General features: G+C 68.7%; 12 protein-coding genes. 5 read left to right on the forward strand and 7 right to left on the reverse strand.

The features are described from left to right. Positions 1-70 precede the first annotated feature (70 nt). Complete coding sequence (pulA, locus tag CUR96_RS14455; RefSeq protein WP_102194042.1) at positions 71-5,917, reverse strand: pullulanase-type alpha-1,6-glucosidase; 5,847 nt, start codon at positions 5,915-5,917, stop codon at positions 71-73. A 502-nt stretch (positions 5,918-6,419) separates the two neighbouring features. On the opposite strand from pulA, the gene CUR96_RS14460 reads away from it, so the two are divergent. Further along, positions 6,420-7,403 carry a hypothetical protein gene (locus CUR96_RS14460; protein WP_102194043.1) on the forward strand — a complete coding sequence of 328 codons (984 nt, stop codon included), beginning with the start codon at positions 6,420-6,422 and terminating at the stop codon, positions 7,401-7,403. A gap of 172 nt (positions 7,404-7,575) precedes the next feature. Next, positions 7,576-8,172 carry an antibiotic biosynthesis monooxygenase gene (locus CUR96_RS14465; protein WP_102194044.1) on the forward strand — a complete coding sequence of 199 codons (597 nt, stop codon included), beginning with the start codon at positions 7,576-7,578 and terminating at the stop codon, positions 8,170-8,172. Positions 8,173-8,197: 25 nt separating this feature from the next. Here CUR96_RS14465 and CUR96_RS14470 read toward each other — a convergent pair whose 3' ends face one another. After that, positions 8,198-9,097 (reverse strand): LysR family transcriptional regulator, encoded by a 900-nt coding sequence (locus CUR96_RS14470; RefSeq protein WP_102194045.1) that lies wholly within the window; start codon positions 9,095-9,097, stop codon positions 8,198-8,200. A gap of 94 nt (positions 9,098-9,191) precedes the next feature. Here CUR96_RS14470 and CUR96_RS18800 point away from each other — a divergent pair, with 94 nt between their 5' ends. Next, a complete protein-coding gene (locus CUR96_RS18800; protein WP_245861327.1) occupies positions 9,192-9,350 on the forward strand; it encodes a hypothetical protein in 159 nt (52 codons plus the stop codon). Continuing rightward, the gene (locus tag CUR96_RS14475; protein WP_245861328.1) at positions 9,347-9,856 is read left to right on the forward strand and encodes a DJ-1/PfpI family protein; all 510 of its coding nucleotides are present in this window, start codon (positions 9,347-9,349) and stop codon (positions 9,854-9,856) included. The genes CUR96_RS18800 and CUR96_RS14475 overlap by 4 nt, the downstream gene beginning before the upstream one ends. Positions 9,857-9,937: 81 nt before the next feature. Here CUR96_RS14475 and CUR96_RS14480 read toward each other — a convergent pair whose 3' ends face one another. Both CUR96_RS14480 and CUR96_RS14485 read right to left on the reverse strand, forming a co-directional pair. Beyond that, a complete protein-coding gene (locus tag CUR96_RS14480; protein WP_102194046.1) occupies positions 9,938-10,897 on the reverse strand; it encodes a glycoside hydrolase family 43 protein in 960 nt (319 codons plus the stop codon). A gap of 25 nt (positions 10,898-10,922) precedes the next feature. Continuing rightward, a complete protein-coding gene (locus tag CUR96_RS14485; protein WP_102194047.1) occupies positions 10,923-12,368 on the reverse strand; it encodes an alpha-N-arabinofuranosidase in 1,446 nt (481 codons plus the stop codon). Positions 12,369-12,525: 157 nt separating this feature from the next. On the opposite strand from CUR96_RS14485, the gene CUR96_RS14490 reads away from it, so the two are divergent. After that, positions 12,526-13,929 (forward strand): ricin-type beta-trefoil lectin domain protein, encoded by a 1,404-nt coding sequence (locus CUR96_RS14490; protein WP_102194051.1) that lies wholly within the window; start codon positions 12,526-12,528, stop codon positions 13,927-13,929. A gap of 63 nt (positions 13,930-13,992) precedes the next feature. Here CUR96_RS14490 and CUR96_RS14495 read toward each other — a convergent pair whose 3' ends face one another. The 3 genes from CUR96_RS14495 to CUR96_RS14505 form a co-directional block, all read right to left on the reverse strand. Continuing rightward, positions 13,993-15,225, reverse strand: a complete 1,233-nt coding sequence (locus CUR96_RS14495) for an ROK family transcriptional regulator (protein ID WP_102194048.1) — start codon at positions 15,223-15,225, stop codon at positions 13,993-13,995. A 78-nt stretch (positions 15,226-15,303) separates the two neighbouring features. Then, a complete protein-coding gene (locus tag CUR96_RS14500) occupies positions 15,304-17,688 on the reverse strand; it encodes a glycoside hydrolase family 2 TIM barrel-domain containing protein (protein ID WP_102194049.1) in 2,385 nt (794 codons plus the stop codon). A 6-nt stretch (positions 17,689-17,694) separates the two neighbouring features. Then, complete coding sequence (locus CUR96_RS14505; protein ID WP_102194050.1) at positions 17,695-18,354, reverse strand: YesL family protein; 660 nt, start codon at positions 18,352-18,354, stop codon at positions 17,695-17,697. Positions 18,355-18,456: the final 102 nt, after the last annotated feature.

Below are 18,456 nucleotides of genomic sequence, written 5' to 3' on the forward strand. Positions count from 1 at the left end.
GGCTCTGACACTGTCAGAGCCGGCGCTTCTGCTGTGCGACCTCAGCGGCCGCGGCGCTATCTTCCCTCGCTCAGCGTCCTCGGGAGGACGTCCGACGGCGAAGCGTCAGCAGCACGCCGGCAGCGAGCAGCAGAATCGCCGCGAGCGCGAAGCCCGACGGCGTCTCCACGCCGGTCGCGGCCAGGCCGCCGCCACCGCTGCCGCCGCCACCGGATCCCGCCTGTTCGTCGACCAGCACGGCCACCGACCGGGCCGGCACCGTCACGGTTCCGGATGCCGCGTCCCAGGTCGTCGCCTTCACCACGGCATCCGCACCTCCGACCTGCGCATCCGCAAGCACGAACTCACGCCCGGCGAGAGATCCGACCGTCTGGGTGACGGCCTCCGGTGTCGCGTTGAAGACGACCAGCGCACCCTCCAGCTCCGGGTCGACATCGTCGCCCAGCAGATCGTCGATGAGCATCACGATCACGCCGGGAGCGGCATCCGTCCCGCCGTTCGGGAACGACACCTTCTGCGCGATCAGCTCCGCAGAACCCAGGCGCAGCAGGTCGACCTCGTCGCGTACCCGCAGCAGATCGAGAGCGGATGCCTCGGCTGCCGCCATGTCTGCGGCGCCCGGCTTCAGCGCGGGGTTCGCCAGCAGCGGTGCCATGACCGGCCACTTCTCCTGGTTGTCAGCCGCGGTCGGCAGGCCGGAGCCGAACGTCGACTCCTGACCCGTCCAGTCGATGCGGTTGAACCAGTCGCCCGAGTTGTAGCTATTGCGGTCGAGGGACTTGGAGCGCAGGAGTTCGGTGCCCGCGTGCCAGAACGAGGGCGCCTGCGAGAGGGTGACCGTCGCCAGCGAGAGCGTGTTCATCCGCACCCGATCGGCCATCGAGGTCTCCACCGGCAGCTTCAGCACTGACAGGTCGAAGAGCGTCTCGTTGTCGTGCGCGTCGACGTAATTGATCACCTCGTCCGGCTGCTCGGCGTAGCCGGCCGCAGAGCCCCGGTAATCGATGTCGACGCCCGCCGTGAGCCCGCCGTCGCTCGTCGTGAACGAGAAGTCGCGGAGGTTCCCGGCGAGACCGAGCTTGACGAGATCGGTCTCGTGCCCGAGGTCGGCCAGCGCCTGCTCCTTCGAACCATTGATCGGATCGCCGTTCGGGTCGGTGCCGAGGCCCGTGCCGAAGCCCTGGCGGAACGTCGACGACGAGTCCACCGGGCTGCCGCCGTGCACGGCGTCGCGCAGGCGGTCGTTGAACGTGCCGATGCCTGTGCCGCCGAGCTGGCCCTGCGTCGCCTGCTCGAACAGGGCGTTGTCCGACACCTCGCCGAAGTTCCAGCCCTCGCCGTACAGGTAGATCTTCGACCCGTCGACGCCGTCCTTCTTGACGGTGAGCGCGTCCAGGGCATCCCGGATCGCCTGCATGTTCGCCGTGGAGTGATGCCCCATCAGATCGAACCGGAACCCGTCGACCTTGTAGTCGCGCGCCCACGTGACGATCGAATCGACCATCAGCTTCTGGGCGATCTCGTGCTCGGTGGCGACGTTCTGGCAGCAGGTGGAGGTCTCGACCCCGCCGGCCGCATTCAGCCGGTGGTAGTAGCCGGGCACGACGCGGTCGAGCACGGACTTCTCCGCCTGGCCGGATGCCGCGGTGTGGTTGTACACCTCGTCGAGCACCACCTGCAGGCCCATGTCGTGCAAGGCGCCCACCATCGAGCGGAACTCGGACACCCGCGCTCCGCCCTCCGGATTCACGGCGTAGGAGCCTTCCGGCGCGGAGTAGTGGTACGGGTCGTACCCCCAGTTGAAGCCGTCGGCGTCTGCCACCGCCTGCACGCACGCCTGCTGCTGATCGCTGTCCGGTGCGAACGAGGCGAGATCGCAGTCCGGCACGGCCTGCGCCGCGCGGTCCTCCTCTATCGACGCGATGTCGAACGACGGCAGCAGGTGCACGGTGTTGATCCCGGCGTCCGCCAGCTCGCGCAGCTGAGCAGTGCCCGCGCTGTCGCGGGTGAACGCGAGGTAGGTGCCCCGCTCCGCCTCGGGCACCGTCTCGTCGCTGATGGAGAAGTCGCGGATGTGCAGTTCGTAGATCGCCCGGTCCACCGAGCGCTCCACCTCGGGCGCCTCGGCTTTCTGCCACTGCTTCGGCTGCCACTGCTTGTCGTCGAGGTCGATCACGACCGAGCGCTCCGAGTTCACCGTGAGCGCGACCGAGTACGGGTCGGTGACGAGGTTGGTCTCGATCAGGCCGGTGCTCGGAGCGTAGACGACGATCTCCCAGAGGAACTCGTCTCCCATATGGCCCTTCTCGCCATCGACCTGCCAGACGCCGGATGCGGAATCCCGCGTCGCTTCATGCCGCACCGGATCTGCATCGGTGCCGGCATCCCAGGTGAGCAGCGTGACCTGCTGAGCGGTCGGCGCCCACAGCCGGAAGGCGGGCGCCTTCTTCGAGAAGCTCACTCCCAGGGTGGTGTCGGCGACGGCATCCGCGTACAGGTCGTCGAGAACTCCGGGGATCTGCACCCCGGTGAACGCGGTGAGGCCGTCTGCGTCGTCGCTCTGCGCGACGGCCAGCTGGGTGCGCAGCAGGGCCGCGGCATCCGCGTCATCCGGCACCCGCAGGGCGACGTACCCGGCGAGTGCGGGGAAGCGCTCCGCCTGCGCATCCGAAATGGTGCCGTCGACCTCGAGGTCGATCGCCTCGCCGCCGGTCACCGCGCCGTCGGCGACGGCGAGGGAGGCGTCGGATGCCGAGTGCAGGCGGTAGCTCGCGCCATCGACCGCGCCGAGGTTCGCCGGCCAGGCCAGCGTCCGCTCGTCGATCCAGTGCGCACGCAGCTCGCCCGTTCCCGGCAGCTGCGGATCGGCGCTCGTGATCTCGAGCACATGCGTCGCGACCGTGTAGCGGAACGAGGTGACCTTGCCCTCGGTGGCACTGAACGAGATGTTGCCGCCGTCGCGCACGCCGTCGGCGCCGTAGTTCTCGGCCCAGCTCAGGCCGTGCGCGACCTTGAGTTCGTACGCCCCGGTCGGCAGCGCGGCTGTGGCGAACTCGTAGACCCCGTCGCGGTCGCCGTCGGCCATGAGCGTGCCGAGGCAGTCCGGCGCCCAGTCGCCGGCACAGCCGAGTTCGCTCTGCAGCGAACCGGGGAGGGTCACGATGGGGCCCTCCGCGGAGGACTGCGTGATGTTCGTGCGGGGGTCGAAGTAGAAGCTGATCGGTCCGCCGGCGTGGCTGATCGTGATGTTGCCTCCGTCGAGCACGCCGTTCGCGCCGTAGTTGACCGCCCAGCTGCCGTTGATCGCCGCCTTGTACTCGTAGTCGCCGGCCGGCAGATCGAACGTGCCCGACCAGACGCCGTCGGCGCCGAGGGCGAGCTTCGCCTTCTCGCACGCCGGATCCCAGTCGCCTGCGCAGCCCATCTCGGAGTTCAGGCTGCCGGGCACGGTGACCATCTCGATCGGCGACTCGGGCTCTTCGCCCTCCTCCAGTGTGACGGCGTTGCCGACCGAGGCGTAGGTCGAGGCTGCCGCGTGGTGGCCGGCGGCATCCGTCGTGACCGCGCGATACTCCACGAGCGTCCCCTGCTCGAGCCCGCGGAGGTCGTGGAACACCCGAGGGTCGGTGTCTTCGGCGGTGCCCAGCGGGTGCCATTCGTCGGCACCGGCGACCCGCCAGGCGAAGCTGGTCTGCAGCCACTGGTCGGCGGTGTCGGCCTGCACGGCGACCTGTCCGCCGATGCCGGCCCCCGCGGCCGGAGCCGCGAGCGTGAGAGGCGCTACCTCGGCAGGCGCGGTGACCTGGGCATCCGCCTTCCACACCACGGCCGACAGCGCCGGAACCGTGATGCTCGTCGTGGCGTCGGCGCCGGTGGTGACGGCTTCCGCATCGCCGTACAGCGGCTGGAACGCGGCATCCGCCGTCAGCGTCGCGAGGTCGACGGTCTGCGCACTGGTCGCGTTGTTCACGGCGACGAGGTACTCGGTCCTGTCCTCCGCATCCACCCGTGAGAAGGCGTAGACGCCGGCTCCGGATGCGGCGTAGCGCTCGACCTGCGCGCCGCTGACGAGCGCGGGATGCTCCGAGCGAAGCGCCGCGAGCGCCTGGATGTGCTGGTAGAGCGGAGCATCCGTCCCGAAGCGGTCGACGGAGCCGGCCTGCTCGCCGGTGATGAGGTTCTGGTCCGCGTACTCGGCGACCTGGGTCGCGAACAGCGACTGACGCGCATCCTTGTCGCCGCCGGTGCCGGCGAAACCCTGCTCATCGCCGTAGTAGACGACCGGCTGGCCGCGGCTGAGGAAGAGCAGCTCGTGCGCGAGCTCGTCGCGCTGCAGCGGAGCATCCGTCGAGCGCAGGAAAGAGCCGACCCGGCCCATGTCGTGGTTGCCGAGGAAGGTCGGCAGCGCCGTCGAGGAGGAATCGGCGGTCGTGTAGTAGTCGTCACCGGCGAAGAGCGCCTGCAGCCCCTTCGCGGAGTTGCCCGAGGCGAAGCTCACCGCCGACGACTGGAAGGTGAAGTCGAGCACCGAGTTCATGTCGGTGTCGCGGATGTAGGGCGAGAGCTTCACCGGGTCGGCGTCGTAGACCTCGCCGAACATGAAGAACTCGTCGTTGCCCTGGGCATGGGCGTAGTCGAGGACGTCGGTCGTCCACTGCTCCCAGAACTCGAAGTTCACGTGCTTGGCGGTGTCGATGCGGAACCCGTCGATGCCGAGATCGATCCAGTCCTGGTACACCGCCGTGAAGCCGTTGACGACGGTCGGATGCTCGGTCATCAGGTCGTCCAGGCCGTCGAAGTCGCCGTAGGTGACCGACTCGCCGGACCAGGTCGAGTTGCCGCGGTTGTGGTAGAGCGTCGGGTCGTTCAGCCAGGCCGGGACCTTCACGTCCTCGGAGACGACGGGCGTGTACGGGAAGCTCGTCGCGGGGTCGAGCTCGGGGAAGTCGCCGGTGCCGGCGAGGTCATCCGGGTTGAAGGCGTTGCCGTCCTTGTCGGTATAGGGCGATGTCGCCTGGTCGATGTAGTCGTAGGACTGCTCGGCGTAGTCGATCACGTCTGCGGTGTGGTTGGTGATGATGTCGAAGTACACCTTGATGCCGCGCGCGTGCGCATCGGCGATGAGCGCCTCGAGCTCGGCGTTGGTGCCCAGGTGTGGGTCGATGCGCGTGAAGTCGGTCACCCAGTACCCGTGATAGCCGGCTGATGCGTTCGCACCCTCACCCTGGACCGGCTTGTTCGCGAAGCTCGGGGTGAGCCAGAGCGCCGTGGTGCCGAGACCCTCGATGTAGTCCAGCTTCTCGTGCAGGCCCGCGATGTCGCCGCCGTTGAAGAACCCCTTGTTCGTCGGATCGAAGCCGGTGCTGAGGCTGTCGCCGTCGAGGCCGCCCTCGTCGTTCGCGGTGTCGCCGTTGGCGAAGCGGTCGGTCATCACGAAGTAGAACTGCTCCCCGTCGCCGGCCTGCCGGACCGGCGCCTTGACGAGAGCGTCGTCGTCGGCCGTGTAGCCGCCGCGGATGTCGGTCACTTCGAGACCCACCCGCTTGAGGGTGTCGTCGAAGGTGAAACGGAGGACGGCCGGACCTGCGAGCACCAGCGGGATGTCGTCTCCGCCGCCATCCAGACCGTAGGCCTCGTCCCAGGAGTCGTTGAGAGCGACCTTGTACGCGTAGGTGCCGGCCGGCACCTCGAACTCCGCGGAGTAGACGCCGTCGGCGCCGGTCGGGGCGAGTTCGGTCTGCGCGCAGTCGGGTGACCAGTCGGCGGCGCAGCCGAGCTCGGACTGCAGGTCGCCCACGAGGGCCACGGTGCGCTCGGCGGCGACGGCCGCGGCAGGGACGGAGGCGATGAGGCTGGAGGCGACGAGCACCGTCGCGGACAGGAGCGCTGACAGGCGCGGGGCGGTCTTCTTCGACACGGAGATCTCCCTGGGGGTGGGGAGGGCACGACGCAGTGCCCGGATGCTTGGAGCCGAACGTAGCAGGGATCACGCCGCTACTGCAAGCGCTTCCATATCATTCTTGCCGGAATGATCAGGCATCCGGGCGCGAGAAGGCATCTGCGCGCAAGCGCTTCCAGGCGACGTCCGGCCCGATCCCGGATCCTTCACCTCCGGTTCACCATGCGGACACTTCCGATGCGTATACCTGCAGGTGCGCGGATGGACTCAGACCGGATCGGGTAGTCGCAAGATTCCGCGCACCGGTGAGCGCTCTGGTCGCTCCCATCGCGGTTCATCACCGCAAGACCCCCGCCGAATCGGGTCGGCGGGGGTCTTTCTCTTCTCTCTCCTCCTTTCAAAGAGCGCAAACGGCTCGATTTTCGGCGGTTTTCGAGCCGTTTGCGCTCTTTGAAGGTTCAGGAGGGTCACCTGTGGACAACTTCTGCGAAGCGGGCGACGTTGCTGGCACGGTGTCGCCATGGGACGAAAGCAGAATCTGCCGACACACCTCGGCTCGGCCTTCACCGTCACCGTTGCGAAAGCGAACGGAATCGGTCGAGGCAGGTTGCGCGGCTCCGACCTCAGCCGCCCCTTCCACGGCGTGCGCATCCAGACGGATGCCATCGATGATTCCGACACGGTGGAGACCGAGGACCCCTACGATCGGCAGCGACTCTTCCGCGTGATGCGCGCCCGTGAATATGAACCGCGGCTGCATCCCGGGCATTGCTTCAGCCGGCAGACCGCCGCGTCCGTGTGGGGCGGTCCGCTGCCGCTCGAATTCGACCCGCGGGGCAGACCCCTGGACTTCGCGCACCTCGACCTGCACGTCTGCGCTCTGGGCCCGGCACCGCTCCCGCGCGCGGCGGGAGTCGCCGGGCATCGCACGCTGTCCAGCCTCATGACGGTGCGGGAGCACGAAGGGCTTCGGGTGTCCTCCCCTGCCTCGACATGGGCATCCCTCGGTTCCTTGTCGGTTCCCGATCTGATCGCACTCGGTGACTACTTCTGCCGACGATGGCGCGAAGGGCATGGCCGGCCGCATGCCGGACGAGAGCCGCTCGCGACCGTGGCCGAACTGAAGGCAGCCGCCGACGCCGGACGCCGACGCGGAGCATCCCGTCTCCGCGAAGCCCTCGAATGGATCCGCGAAGACTCCTGGTCGCCGCGCGAGTCCCTGGTCCGGCACGTCCTGGTGAGCGCCGGCCTGCCGGAACCCGAACTCAACGTCGATCTGTTCGACGAGCGCGGTCGCTTCCTCGGTTGCGTCGACATGGCGTATCGCGAGAAGCGCGTCGCGATCGAGTACCTCGGGATGCTGCACGGCGAGAGCTGGGCGCGAGACGTCGAGCGGATCGCCGCTCTCCGCTCCGCCGGCTGGATCGTGATCGAAGTCACCTCTTCACTGCTGAAGAACCGCGCCGAACTCCTCCGCCGTGTCGCCTCGGCTCTCGGCCGTTGAGAATCTGATTCGGAGAGCGCAAACGGCTCGAAGAACGCCGGATTTCGAGCCGTTTGCGCTCTCTGAAACTCCAGCGGGCAGCCGAGCGTAGAATCGACACCGCGCCGAGACCCTGGCGCATCCGCACTCGGGCGTGCCCGTGATCCGGGCTGCCTGCTCTCCTGAGGCCACGATGTCCCGCGAATCCAGCACCCTGCCGATCACCGTCTCCATCCGCCGTGAGGTCGACCCCGCCCGCATCGCGGAAGCCACCGCCTGGGTGCAGACCGGGCTGAATCTCGCGAGCACGTATCCGGGGTTCCTCGGATCGGGGTGGGTCCGCGCCGGCGAGCACTCCCAGGTGTGGCACATGCTCTACCGCTTCGCCGGCGACGAGACCCTCGAGGCGTGGGAGCGCTCCGCCGAACGCGAGTGGTGGCTGTCGATGGGCGAGGGCTTCGTCCGCAGCGAGCGCTCGAAGCGCCGCACCGGCATCGAGGGCTGGTTCGACGAGCCGGCGACCGGATCGATCACCGTCGTGGATGCCGCCACCGGCGCGACCGAGGTCGCGGCCGCACCGCCGCGCTGGAAGCAGGCCGTGGCGATCTGGCTCGGGTTCTTCCCGCTGAACATCGCGTTCGCCTACCTGATGAGCCCGATCCCGGGCTGGGGTGACGTGCTGCCGATCTGGCTGCGCGTGCTGATCACCACCCTCGTGCTCACGCCGATCATGACGTACTGGGTGCTCCCGTGGGTCACCCGATCCCTGCGGAACTGGCTCGCGCGCTGACGGAGCGAGGTCAGCGAGAGCACTCTCAGAGCTCTGCCACCGCGGCCCGCAACGTCTGCTCGACCACCGCGACACCCCCGGTGAGCGGACCCGGTCGCCGCACCAGGTAGAGCGTGTTGATCGGCGGGTCCTCGGTCTCGCGCACGACGACGAGGCGACCATCCGCCAGCTCGTCGGCGATGAGATACGTCGGGAGCACGGTGACGCCGGCTCCGGCGACGGCGGCTGCGGCGAGCGCACGCAGGTCGGGCGCGATCAGTGCCGGTTCGCGCTCCAGGCGGATGCCGAAAACATGCCGCCAGTACCGGCGAAGAATCGGGACATCTCGTGCGTAGGCGAGCAGCGGCGTCCCCTCGAGAGCATCCGCTCGCAGCTCGGATGAGGGAATGATTCCGAGCGACGGTGCGGCGACGAGGACGAGCTCCTCGTCGAGAAACGGTGCCACCGGCAGGGCGCGGCCGCGAGGGCGCACAGCGGAGATGACCAGGTCGAGGCTGCCGACTCGGAGTTCTCCGAGGAGATCCTCGGCCAGCCCGGCGGTCACGACGAGGCGGAGCCCATCGGCGACTGCGGGCGCGAGAGCCGGCAGCGCGACACGGGCGAGGAACTCGGCGGCCCCGCCCAACCGAAGGCGCGGCGGCTCGGTGACCGGCCGCGCACCCACGGCCTCGACCAGCGCATCGAGCGGACCCGCCAGCCGTGACGCGAGCTCATCGGCGCGAGCGGTCGGGCGGATGCCGCGCGCGAGCCGCACGAACAGCGGCTCGCCCATGCTCTTCTCCAGCGCCTGCAGCTGTGCGGTCACCGTCGACTGCGCGAGTCCCAGCATCCGCGCGGCCGCTGACACCGAGCCGGAGCGATGCGCCGCGAGAAAGGTGCGCCACAGCCCGAGATCCTTCAGGCCATCGGAATTCCGATCGTTCATATCAGGAAGATATCGGAATGAGAGGCCCGGGGCGGCCGTTGTCACCGATATCGTCATCCGCACGGCATCCGCCGTCAGACTCTCTGGAGCTCCCATGTCCACTGTTCTCTTCGTCGTCACCGGCGCCCGCATCTGGATCCTCTCCGACGGGACCGCGCACCCCACCGGCTACTGGGCCGAGGAGCTGCTCGCCCCGTACCGCCTGCTCAACGAGGCCGGCCATGACGTCGTCTTCGCGACCCCGGCGGCGTGACGCCGATCGCGGATGCCGCGAGCCTCGGCGAGGGGGATGCCGCCGCCATCGCCGAGATCGCCGGACTCGCCGCCCCGCTGACCCTCGCGGACGTGGATGCCGACGCCTACGACGCCGTCTACTACCCCGGCGGGCACGGCCCGATGCAGGACCTGGCCGTGGACACAGACTCCGCGGCGCTGATCGCAGCGACCGTCGCCGCCGGACGGCCGCTGGCCGCCGTCTGCCACGGACTCGCTGCGCTCCTTCCCGCGCGCACGGCGGCGGGGGAGCCGGTCATCGCCGGACGCCGCCTCACCGGGTTCTCCGACGAGGAGGAGCGCATCGGCGGGCTCGCCGATCGGGCGCCGTTCCTGCTCGAGCAGTCGCTGCGCACCCTCGGCGCCCGCGTCGAGGTCTCGGCGCCGTGGAGCGACCACACTCTGGTCGACGGACTCCTCATCACCGGGCAGAACCCTCAGTCCTCGGCATCCGCCGCCGCAGCTCTGGTGACCGCGCTGGCCTGAGCCACTTCCATTCGAAGAGCGCAAACGGCTGCATTTCACCCTCGGATGCAGCCGTTTGCGCTCTTTGAACTGCGGGAAGCCTCAGTCCACGAGCCGAACACGATCCTCGTCCTCGACGACCTCGTGCAGTTCGGCGCGTACGCGCGGAGTGCCCATTCCGCGATGCAGCACGAGCATCGTGCGCCCGTCGAAGGCGTCGAACAGCATGCCGTGGCCGGCGTTGCCGTCGACCAGCGTGTCGAGCTGCTCCCACGGCCCCGTCAGCCGGCCGCTGTGCGATACGGCCATGGTCTCGACATAGTCGGAACCGTCATCGCGCGGCTGGTACGTCGCCCACAGCATCAGCAGCGCTCCGCTGCGCAGTCGCCTCAGCTGCGGCCCATCGGTGACATACGGCATCCGGGTGCGGGCGCTCGGGGGCAGCCTGCGGAGCAGCGCCGCCTCCGAGCCGCGGAACAGGAGGACCGGATCACCGGCGGTGGCCGTGAGATCGGGTGTGAGCGGCACGGCCTCGATGGTCCCGTCGAAGATCTGCACCCATTCGTGCGCGTAGACCATCCAAGGCGTGCCGTCGTCATCGACGAAGAGCGTGCCATCCAGGGTCATGAACTCGGCCGGAGCGACCGGCGCGTCCGTGCGCAGCAGCTCGAACGGCCCGGCCGGATGATCAGCCACGGCGATCACCGTGCCGCGCGCCGTCGGAATGTACTCGGTGCCGCCGCCCTCGGCGAACGCGCGGAAGCGCGCCCCGCCGGGTACCTCCAGTTGCCTCGACGAGTCGTGCAAGGTCGTGAACAGGTAGAAGCGGCCACGATACTCGTGCACCTCCGGAGCCCACGGCGCTTCGGACGCCGACGCCCAGGAATCCTCCGGCACCCGGAACACGACCACCGGCACGTCATCCCAGGAACCGAGGTCGGCGCTCCGGTACGCGACGACCGCGGGCTGGTCACGTGCCGCGGTGTACAGATAGTAGGTCGACTCGGCGGCGTACGGGAGGATGTACGGGTCGTGCGCCCAGAAGTCGTCGAGTCGCTGCATCGTGTCCCCTCGAGAGGCGCGAGCCTCAGCTGCCGGCGACGTCGGCGCGCACGGTGACGATGCTGCACGGCGGCAGGTCGAGCACCAGCCGCGAGCCGGTCACCGCCACGCCCTCGAACGCCGTCAGCCCCACGGCCGAGGGCACCTCGAACGTGTTGTGGTCCGTCGACGCTCCGGCGAGGATCTCACTGCGCCGGATGGTGCCGACGGCGCCCGGCAGATCGATCTCGATCCGCGCAGGGCGATCCAGCGCGTAGTTCACGGCGCTGACGGTGACGGCCCCGTCCTTGAGGGATGCCGTGACGTCAGTGTGCGGCGGCAGCGAGCCCTCGATCGGCAGCAGCGTCGCGTCATGGTGATCGGTGTACAGCGCGAAGGCGAAGTACGTCGGCGTCTTGATCAGCCGTGGACCGTCGGTGAGCAGCATCGCCTGCAGCACGTTCACCATCTGCGCGATGTTCGTCATCCGCACGCGGGCCGCGTGCCGGTGGAACACGTGGAAGTTCAGCGCCGCCACCACGGCGTCGCGCATCGTGTTCTGCTGGTAGAGGAAGCCCGGGTTGGTGCCCTGCTCGACGTCGTACCAGGTGCCCCACTCGTCGACGTAGATGCCGACGCGCTTCGCCGGGTCGTAACGATCCATGATCTCGCCGTGCCGACTGAGCAGGGTGTCCATGAACAGGGTGCGGCGGATGGTCTCGTACCAGGACGCATCGTCGAAGTCCCTGGCCGCGCCCTTCACGTCCCAGTTCCCGGTGGGGAGCGTGTAATAGTGCAGGCTCAGCGCATCCATGTGACCGGCGGCGCGAGCCATCAGGACGTCGGTCCATTCGTAGTCGTCGGCGTTCGCCCCGCACGCGACCTTGGTGATGCGGTTGTCGCCGTAGTCGCGCACGTAGGTCTGGTACTGCCGGTACAGGTTCGCGTAGTGCAGGGGCATCATGTTGCCGCCGCATCCCCAGCTCTCGTTCCCGACGCCGAAGAACTGCACCTTCCACGGCTGGGCGCGTCCGTGGCTCTTGCGGAGCTCCGCCATCGGCGTGTGGCTGTCGAGCGTCATGTACTCGATCCAGTCCTGCATCTCGGCGACGCTGCCGCTGCCCACGTTGCCGTTGATGTAGGCCTCCGCGTCGAGCTGGTTCAGCAGCTCGAAGTATTCGTGGGTGCCGAACTCGTTCGGGTCGACCACACCGCCCCAGTGCGTGTTCACCATCGCACCGCGTTCGGGACCGATCCCCTGCAGCCAGTGGTATTCGTCGGCGAAGCATCCCCCCGGCCAACGTACGACCGGCACCTTGATGTCTCGCAGCGCCTGGATCGCGTCGGTGCGCAGCCCGTTGCGATGCGGGATCTCAGAGGATTCTCCGACCCAGAGGCCCTCGTAGATGCCGCGCCCCAGGTGTTCGGCGAACTGCCCGTAGATGCGGCGATCGATGACGGGCGAGGCAGATCCAACGACGGCGGTGATCATTCCAGCAACGCTATAGACCCGGGACGCACAACCGCAAGCACTTTTTCTCACCGTTGTTTTAACCCTTGAGTATTAGCGCCTCCCGTGCAACGCTGGCCGGGTGTCGATACCCGTCGACATCCGCGCAGAGTCGCGCACCCGAATCGAACGGATCCCGATGAAGAGACAGATCGGAGCGGCCGTCGCGGCCGCCGCCCTCCTGATGGGCCTCTCCCCCCTGCCGGCCACGGCGGCTCAGGGAGGCCCCCACAGCACCAACGAGTTCCGCGGCGTGAACTGGGCCGACCCCCGGGACAACTACGCCGACGACGAGGTCGTGCCGTCGGGCCTCAGCGTCGCCGACGACTACGACACCACGTACGACAAGTCCGCCGCGATCGTCAGCGAGTTCCGCGAGGAGGTCAGGGCCAACACGGTCCGGCTGCCCATCAACCCGTCGAGCGTCGGCACCGACTGGTGGGAGTCGTATCGGGCTGCCATCGACGCCTCGACCGACAGCGGCTTCAAAGTCATCCTCAGCTACTGGGAGGCCGATGACGCGAAGGACGGGCGCGCCGATGACCCGGCGGCCTTCGATGCCATGTGGGACACCGTCGTGGCCGCGTACGCCAAGAACCCGAAGGTGTACTTCGAGCCGATGAACGAGCCGTTCGGGTACTCGCTCGACGAGTGGGTGTCCCTGACGTCCGGATGGCTCGACGACCACTCCGCCGTGCCGCGCAAGCGCGTCATCGTCTCGGGCACCGGGTACAACGACGACGTGACGGGCGTGGGGGCGGCGGAAGAGCTGGATGGCACGCTGCTGTCGCTGCACTTCTACGGCTTCTGGGCGAGCCACACCACCGAAGCGGAATGGAAGGCGAATCTCCTGCCGCGCATCGGCGAGTACGGCTGGCGCACGCTGGTGTCCGAGGCCGGCTCCCCCATGACCACGGGCCTGAACTACGGCAACCACGAGGGAGACGTGTCCACCGCATACCTCGGCGCGCTCACCGAGGTGACCCGCGACCAGGGAATGGGCGTCGTCTACTGGCCGGGGCTTCGCACCGGCGACTCGTACACGCTGACGGAGCAGACCGCCGACGGCGGGCTCGAGGTGACGAACGAGTCCGGACTCGCACAGCTGCAGTGGGGCTGGGGCCTGCTCAAGAAGGAGCAGCTGAACGACCTGCCGCCCGCTCCTCCGGGCGATCCTCTGAAGAGCGTCGCGCATGGGGTGTGCATCGACGTGCCGGGCGGCTCGACCGCGCCAGGCACGCAGCTCGGGCTGTGGCACTGCAACGGCGGCGGAAACCAGTCGTTCCACGCGACGGATACCGGAGAGCTGTCGGTGTACGGCGACCTCTGCGTCGAGGCCGTCGACGGCCCGATCGCCGGGAGCGCTCTCGCCATCGCCGACTGCTCGGGAGACGCGACGCAGCAGTGGCGGGTGAACGCCGACCTGACGATCAGCAGCGGCGCGGACCCCGGCCTGTGCCTCGCGACGCCGGCGAACGAGTGGGGACTCGCCCTGGCCGCGTGCGACCCCTCCTCGCCGACCCAGCAGTGGACGCGCGGATAACCACCGCCGACACGAGGCCCCGCCACCCGATCGGGTGGCGGGGCCTCGTGGTCTCCCGGGTGTTCAGAGGGCGACGGGGATGTGCGTCGTCAGCAGGCCCGCATCGACGAGGAAGCGCTCGAGCGCGATCAGGGCGACACCGGTCGCGACCGGGTTGCCCGAGACCGTCGACACGACCAGTTCGACGTCGCCCCCGGCGTGTCCGGGAGACTGCTCGCGCAGGTGGCGGCGCGCGGGCTCGAGCAGGTGGGAGCCGAGGCCCCACGTGGTCCAGCCCGTGAGCGTGACGACGTCGGGGTTCACGATGGCGACGAGATCGGCGAGCGCCGACCCGAGATAGTAGGCGGTCCGGTCGAGCGTCTCTGCGACGGCCGGGTCCGGGTCCGGCGCGTTCGCGGCAGCGGCGAGGGCGGCGATGAAATCGGCCTGCAGCGCGACGTCGGCCAGCGGATGGTCCGGCGCGATCTCGCGAAGGGTCTGCTGGATGCCGGGGGCTCCGATGTACGCCTCCACGCAGCCGTTCCGCCCGCAGCGGCAGCGGCGCCCGTCGAGCACGAGCAGCGAGTGCCCCCACTCTCCGGCGGAGTTGGTCGCGCCGCGAAGGATCCGCCCCTCGAGGACGATGCCGGCCCCGACGCCGGTGCCGAGGTTCACCGTGACCAGACTCGCGGCGGACCGGCCGCGCCCGAGCCAGAGTTCGGCGGCGACCATCGCCTTGAGCGGGTTCTCGATGACGAGCGGCAGGCCGATCCGGGTGCGCAGCTGCTCGAGCTCGACGGAATGCCACGTCCAGTTCGGCACCAGCACCGAGACACCGGACGGCTCCTGCACGAGCGCAGGCAGCGAGAGGCCGACGCCCAGCACGTCGTCGCGTGAGACGTCTTCCTGAACGAGCATCCGGTCGACTGCGCCGCCGATCTCCTCCACGACGGATGCCGGATCGAGCACATTCTCGTCGCGTTCGGTCACCGTGGTGGCGAGCTGGGTCAGGGCGATGTCGAAGAGCACGATGCGCACGTAGGTCTCGGCCACGTCGACGCCGATGACCCGGCCGCGTTCGCCGTTCATGCCGATCAGCGCGGTCGGACGGCCGATGCCTCCGGCGATGCCGCGGGTCTCGGCCACGATGCCCTCGTCGATGAGCTCGCCGACGATCGTCGCGACAGTGGCCGGGCTCAGGCCGGTGGACCGGGCGACGCCGTTCCTCGTGGTCTGCCCCGCTGACAGCACGGCATGCAGGACTTCGACGCGGGAGTCGCTGCGGATGTCCCGCGATGTCCGCCTCGACACGACCATACTCACTCCCTCAGCTCCCCCACCGCGATCCCGACGATGCACGTCGGGCGCCTCGCGCCGACCTTCGCCAGTATCGCATCACTCGATCACCACGCGGACATCTTCCAGGCCCTCGGCGCGCAGCACGACGGATGCCGCCCCGTCGGCGCGCACGAAGACGATCAGGCGTCCGTCCAGAGTGCGCCGCCGCGGAAGCGCATAAGCCGTGACGTCAGCGAGGTCGCCGTTCTCCAGCCCGAGCAGCACGCCGCCCTCGACGCTCGCCTCGACGAGCACGTCGCCGCGGGCGAGCGCGCCCTGGGCGTCACGAAGCGTGCATTCGATCTGGACGATGCCGCCGGTGGACAGGCCGACAGCAGCACACCGGTCTGAGGCATCCGCCGGCGCCTGCCAGACGACCGCCTCGAGGCTCGCCGGCCCGCCGACAGTCGCGAGCCGATCGGTGGCGACCACGACGCCACCGCGCAGCGCCTGCACCTCGACCGGTCCGTTCAGCGCCGGCACGACCGCACGCCAGTAGCCCTGCTCATCGTCCCATTCGGCCACGACCTGCTCGCCGCCGACTGCCAGGATTATCGAATCGGCCTGCGCGAAGCACAGCACCTCGGTCGGACCCGCCGCCGCGAAGTCGACCGCCCGAGAGACCGGGTGGCTCCACAGCGGCGCCTCGCCCTCGGCGAACGGCCTGACGGCGAGATGCGCGAACGGCTCCTCCGACCACCAGCTGCGACGCAGCTGCGATATGGGCTTGGGGAAGCCGGCGAGCGTGAGCAGGCCGGCGCCCGATCCGTGGATGGGCCATCCGTACGCCTCGCCGAGATAGTCGATCCCGGTCCAGAGGAACTGACCCGCGATGTAGTCGTTGCGTGCGACGGCCTGCCAATCCGCGTACCGGTGCGAGTTCTCACTGCCCAGCAGCGGCTTGTCCGGGAATCGGCGGTGGTCCTCCTCGTAGAGGTGCTCCTTGTAGTTGTATCCGACGACGTCGAGCGGATCGAGCAGGCCCGTGCGACTGGAGAGTTCCGGGAACGCGGCGGCCAGGGTCACCGGTCGGGTCGGATCGCTCTCCCGCACGATGCGTGCGAGATTCCGGGCGATCGTGGTGAGGCGCCGGATGTCGGGACGGGTCGGGTCGTACACCCGCTCGGCATCCGGCTTGTTCGCGTCGTTGTTGCCCGTCATCTCCGTGAACAGCGGGCTGGCGTACGGATCGTTCGGGTAGTCGATCTCGTTGCCGATGCTCCACGCGATGATCGACGGACGGTTGCGACCCGCCTCGACCATCGTCCTCAGGTCGCGTTCGTGCCATTCCGGGAAGTCCGCGGCGTAGCCCTGGTGGCGCGGCGGGTAGACGTTGTGCCCCTGCCACCACTTGTTCTTCGCGTTCTCCCACTCGTCGAAGGCCTCATCGATGACGTAGAACCCGAGCGCGTCGCACAGGGTGTACAGCTCCGGCGAGTGCGGATTGTGCGCCATGCGGATGGCGTTGCACCCCATCTCCTTGAGGATCAGGAGGCGCCGCAACCACACTTCGGCCGGGACCGCCGTGCCGAGGCAACCGGCATCCTCGTGCAGGCAGACACCGGTGAGCGTGCGCGGCCGGCCGTTGATCGAGAAGCCGTGGTCGGCGTCGAATCGGAAGGTGCGGATGCCGATGACCTCGCTGTACTGCGCCTCCCCTGACGTGACACCGTCCGACCACGAGAGGGTCGTGGTGAGCCGTTGCAGACGCGGATCATCGTCGGACCAGAGCTCGGGATCGGCGATCCGCATGTCCGTCGACGTCGACGCCGCAGCTCCCGGCTCGATCCGCACGGACACTTCGGCGGAGTGCACGCGGCCGGTCGTCAGGGAGGCCAGTTCGTGCAGCGCCTGCACGGTGACCGGCTCGGCTGTGCTGTTGACGAGCGTCTGCTCGACACGGATCGTCGCCGCAGCGGCATCCGCTTCGAGTGTCGTCACCACCGTGCCGTGCTCGCGCAGGTGCACCGGCTCGTGCACCTCGAGCTCGACGCGCCGGGTGATGCCGGAGCCGTTGTACCAGCGGGAGTCCGAGATGTCGGTGTGCTCGACGCGCACGCTGATGACGAGATCGCCGTCTGTGGCGTAGGAGAGGATCTCGCTGACGTCGAATGAGAAACGCGCGTGCCCCGATGGCCGGCTGCCCAAGTGGTAGCCGTTGACCCAGACCTCGGCGTTCTTGTAGACGCCGTGGAAGACGAGGCGCACCACGCTGTCGTCGTGGAGCCCGAGTGCACCTGTCGGCACATGCGAGCGGTACCAGCCGACACCTCCGGGCAGGTATCCCGTTCCGCTGGAGAGGGTGGCGGAGAACTCCTCCTCGACGCTCCAGTCGTGCGGGACGACGACCGCTCGCCACGCGGCGTCGTCGTATCGCTTCGCCCAGGCGTCTGGGTCGTCCGCTCGCGAGAAGAGCCACTGTTCGATGGACTGCGTGTGCACGGGGTGCTATTCCTCTTCGTCGAGGGCGGGCGTGGATGCAGGTGCGTACTTCTCGAACACGCGGGCGAAGAGCGCGCCGCCGAGATAGGCGATTCCGGCGAAGCCGATCATCAGCCAGAGCAGGCCCCACACCGTGGCCTGCGGATAGTAGATGGTCACGACGATGCTGAGCGCGATGAGCACGATGACGGTCAGCGGTGCCAGCGGATGCCGGATCGACATCAGCCGGGCGTTGCGCAGCACTTCGCGATTGCCGCCCTCGAACCGCGCGAGATAGGGGAAGACGTAGAGCGTCGACATCGCGAACATGAAGACCAGCAGGTACCAGACGGCCAGGAGCACGATCACGGCGATCGACGGGAGCGGGGCTGTCGTGACGACGATGTACCAGGCGGCGAGCGCCCCGCCGACGGCCGCGAGGATCAGCGCGATCAGCGTCGACTGTTTCAGGTTCCGCCGGAACGAACGGAAGTAGTCGCCGACGATCGTCCGGTCGGTGTCGGTGGCGATCCGCATGCCCACGTAGTTCAGGGCGGTGAGCGAGGCCCCGATCGTGATGACCGGGATCGAGGTGAGGATGAACAGGACGTTCAGGATCATCAGATCCGCGATCCGCGTGAGGAACCGCATCAGCGCGGATTCCGGTGCGAGGATGCTGCCGGCCATGCTCCCCCCTCTTTCTCTCAGAACTTCTGTGCGAGCCGGGCGGGGCGCGCGTCGCGCGACCCGCCCGGCTGTGATGCCTGCTCAGCCCTCGCGGGCGTCGTC

Source organism: Microbacterium aurantiacum, assembly GCF_002872075.1.
In the GTDB taxonomy this organism is placed as follows: domain Bacteria; phylum Actinomycetota; class Actinomycetes; order Actinomycetales; family Microbacteriaceae; genus Microbacterium; species Microbacterium aurantiacum_A.

Coding starts and splice junctions, on each gene's coding strand:
- CUR96_RS14470 (WP_102194045.1), bottom strand. CDS start 9,097: ATGAACGATCGGAATTCCGATGGCCTGAAGGATCTCGGGCTGTGGCGC.
- CUR96_RS14485 (WP_102194047.1), bottom strand. CDS start 12,368: ATGATCACCGCCGTCGTTGGATCTGCCTCGCCCGTCATCGATCGCCGC.
- CUR96_RS14495 (WP_102194048.1), bottom strand. CDS start 15,225: ATGGTCGTGTCGAGGCGGACATCGCGGGACATCCGCAGCGACTCCCGC.
- CUR96_RS14480 (WP_102194046.1), bottom strand. CDS start 10,897: ATGCAGCGACTCGACGACTTCTGGGCGCACGACCCGTACATCCTCCCG.
- CUR96_RS14460 (WP_102194043.1), top strand. CDS start 6,420: ATGGGACGAAAGCAGAATCTGCCGACACACCTCGGCTCGGCCTTCACC.
- CUR96_RS14505 (WP_102194050.1), bottom strand. CDS start 18,354: ATGGCCGGCAGCATCCTCGCACCGGAATCCGCGCTGATGCGGTTCCTC.
- CUR96_RS14490 (WP_102194051.1), top strand. CDS start 12,526: ATGAAGAGACAGATCGGAGCGGCCGTCGCGGCCGCCGCCCTCCTGATG.
- CUR96_RS18800 (WP_245861327.1), top strand. CDS start 9,192: ATGTCCACTGTTCTCTTCGTCGTCACCGGCGCCCGCATCTGGATCCTC.
- CUR96_RS14465 (WP_102194044.1), top strand. CDS start 7,576: ATGTCCCGCGAATCCAGCACCCTGCCGATCACCGTCTCCATCCGCCGT.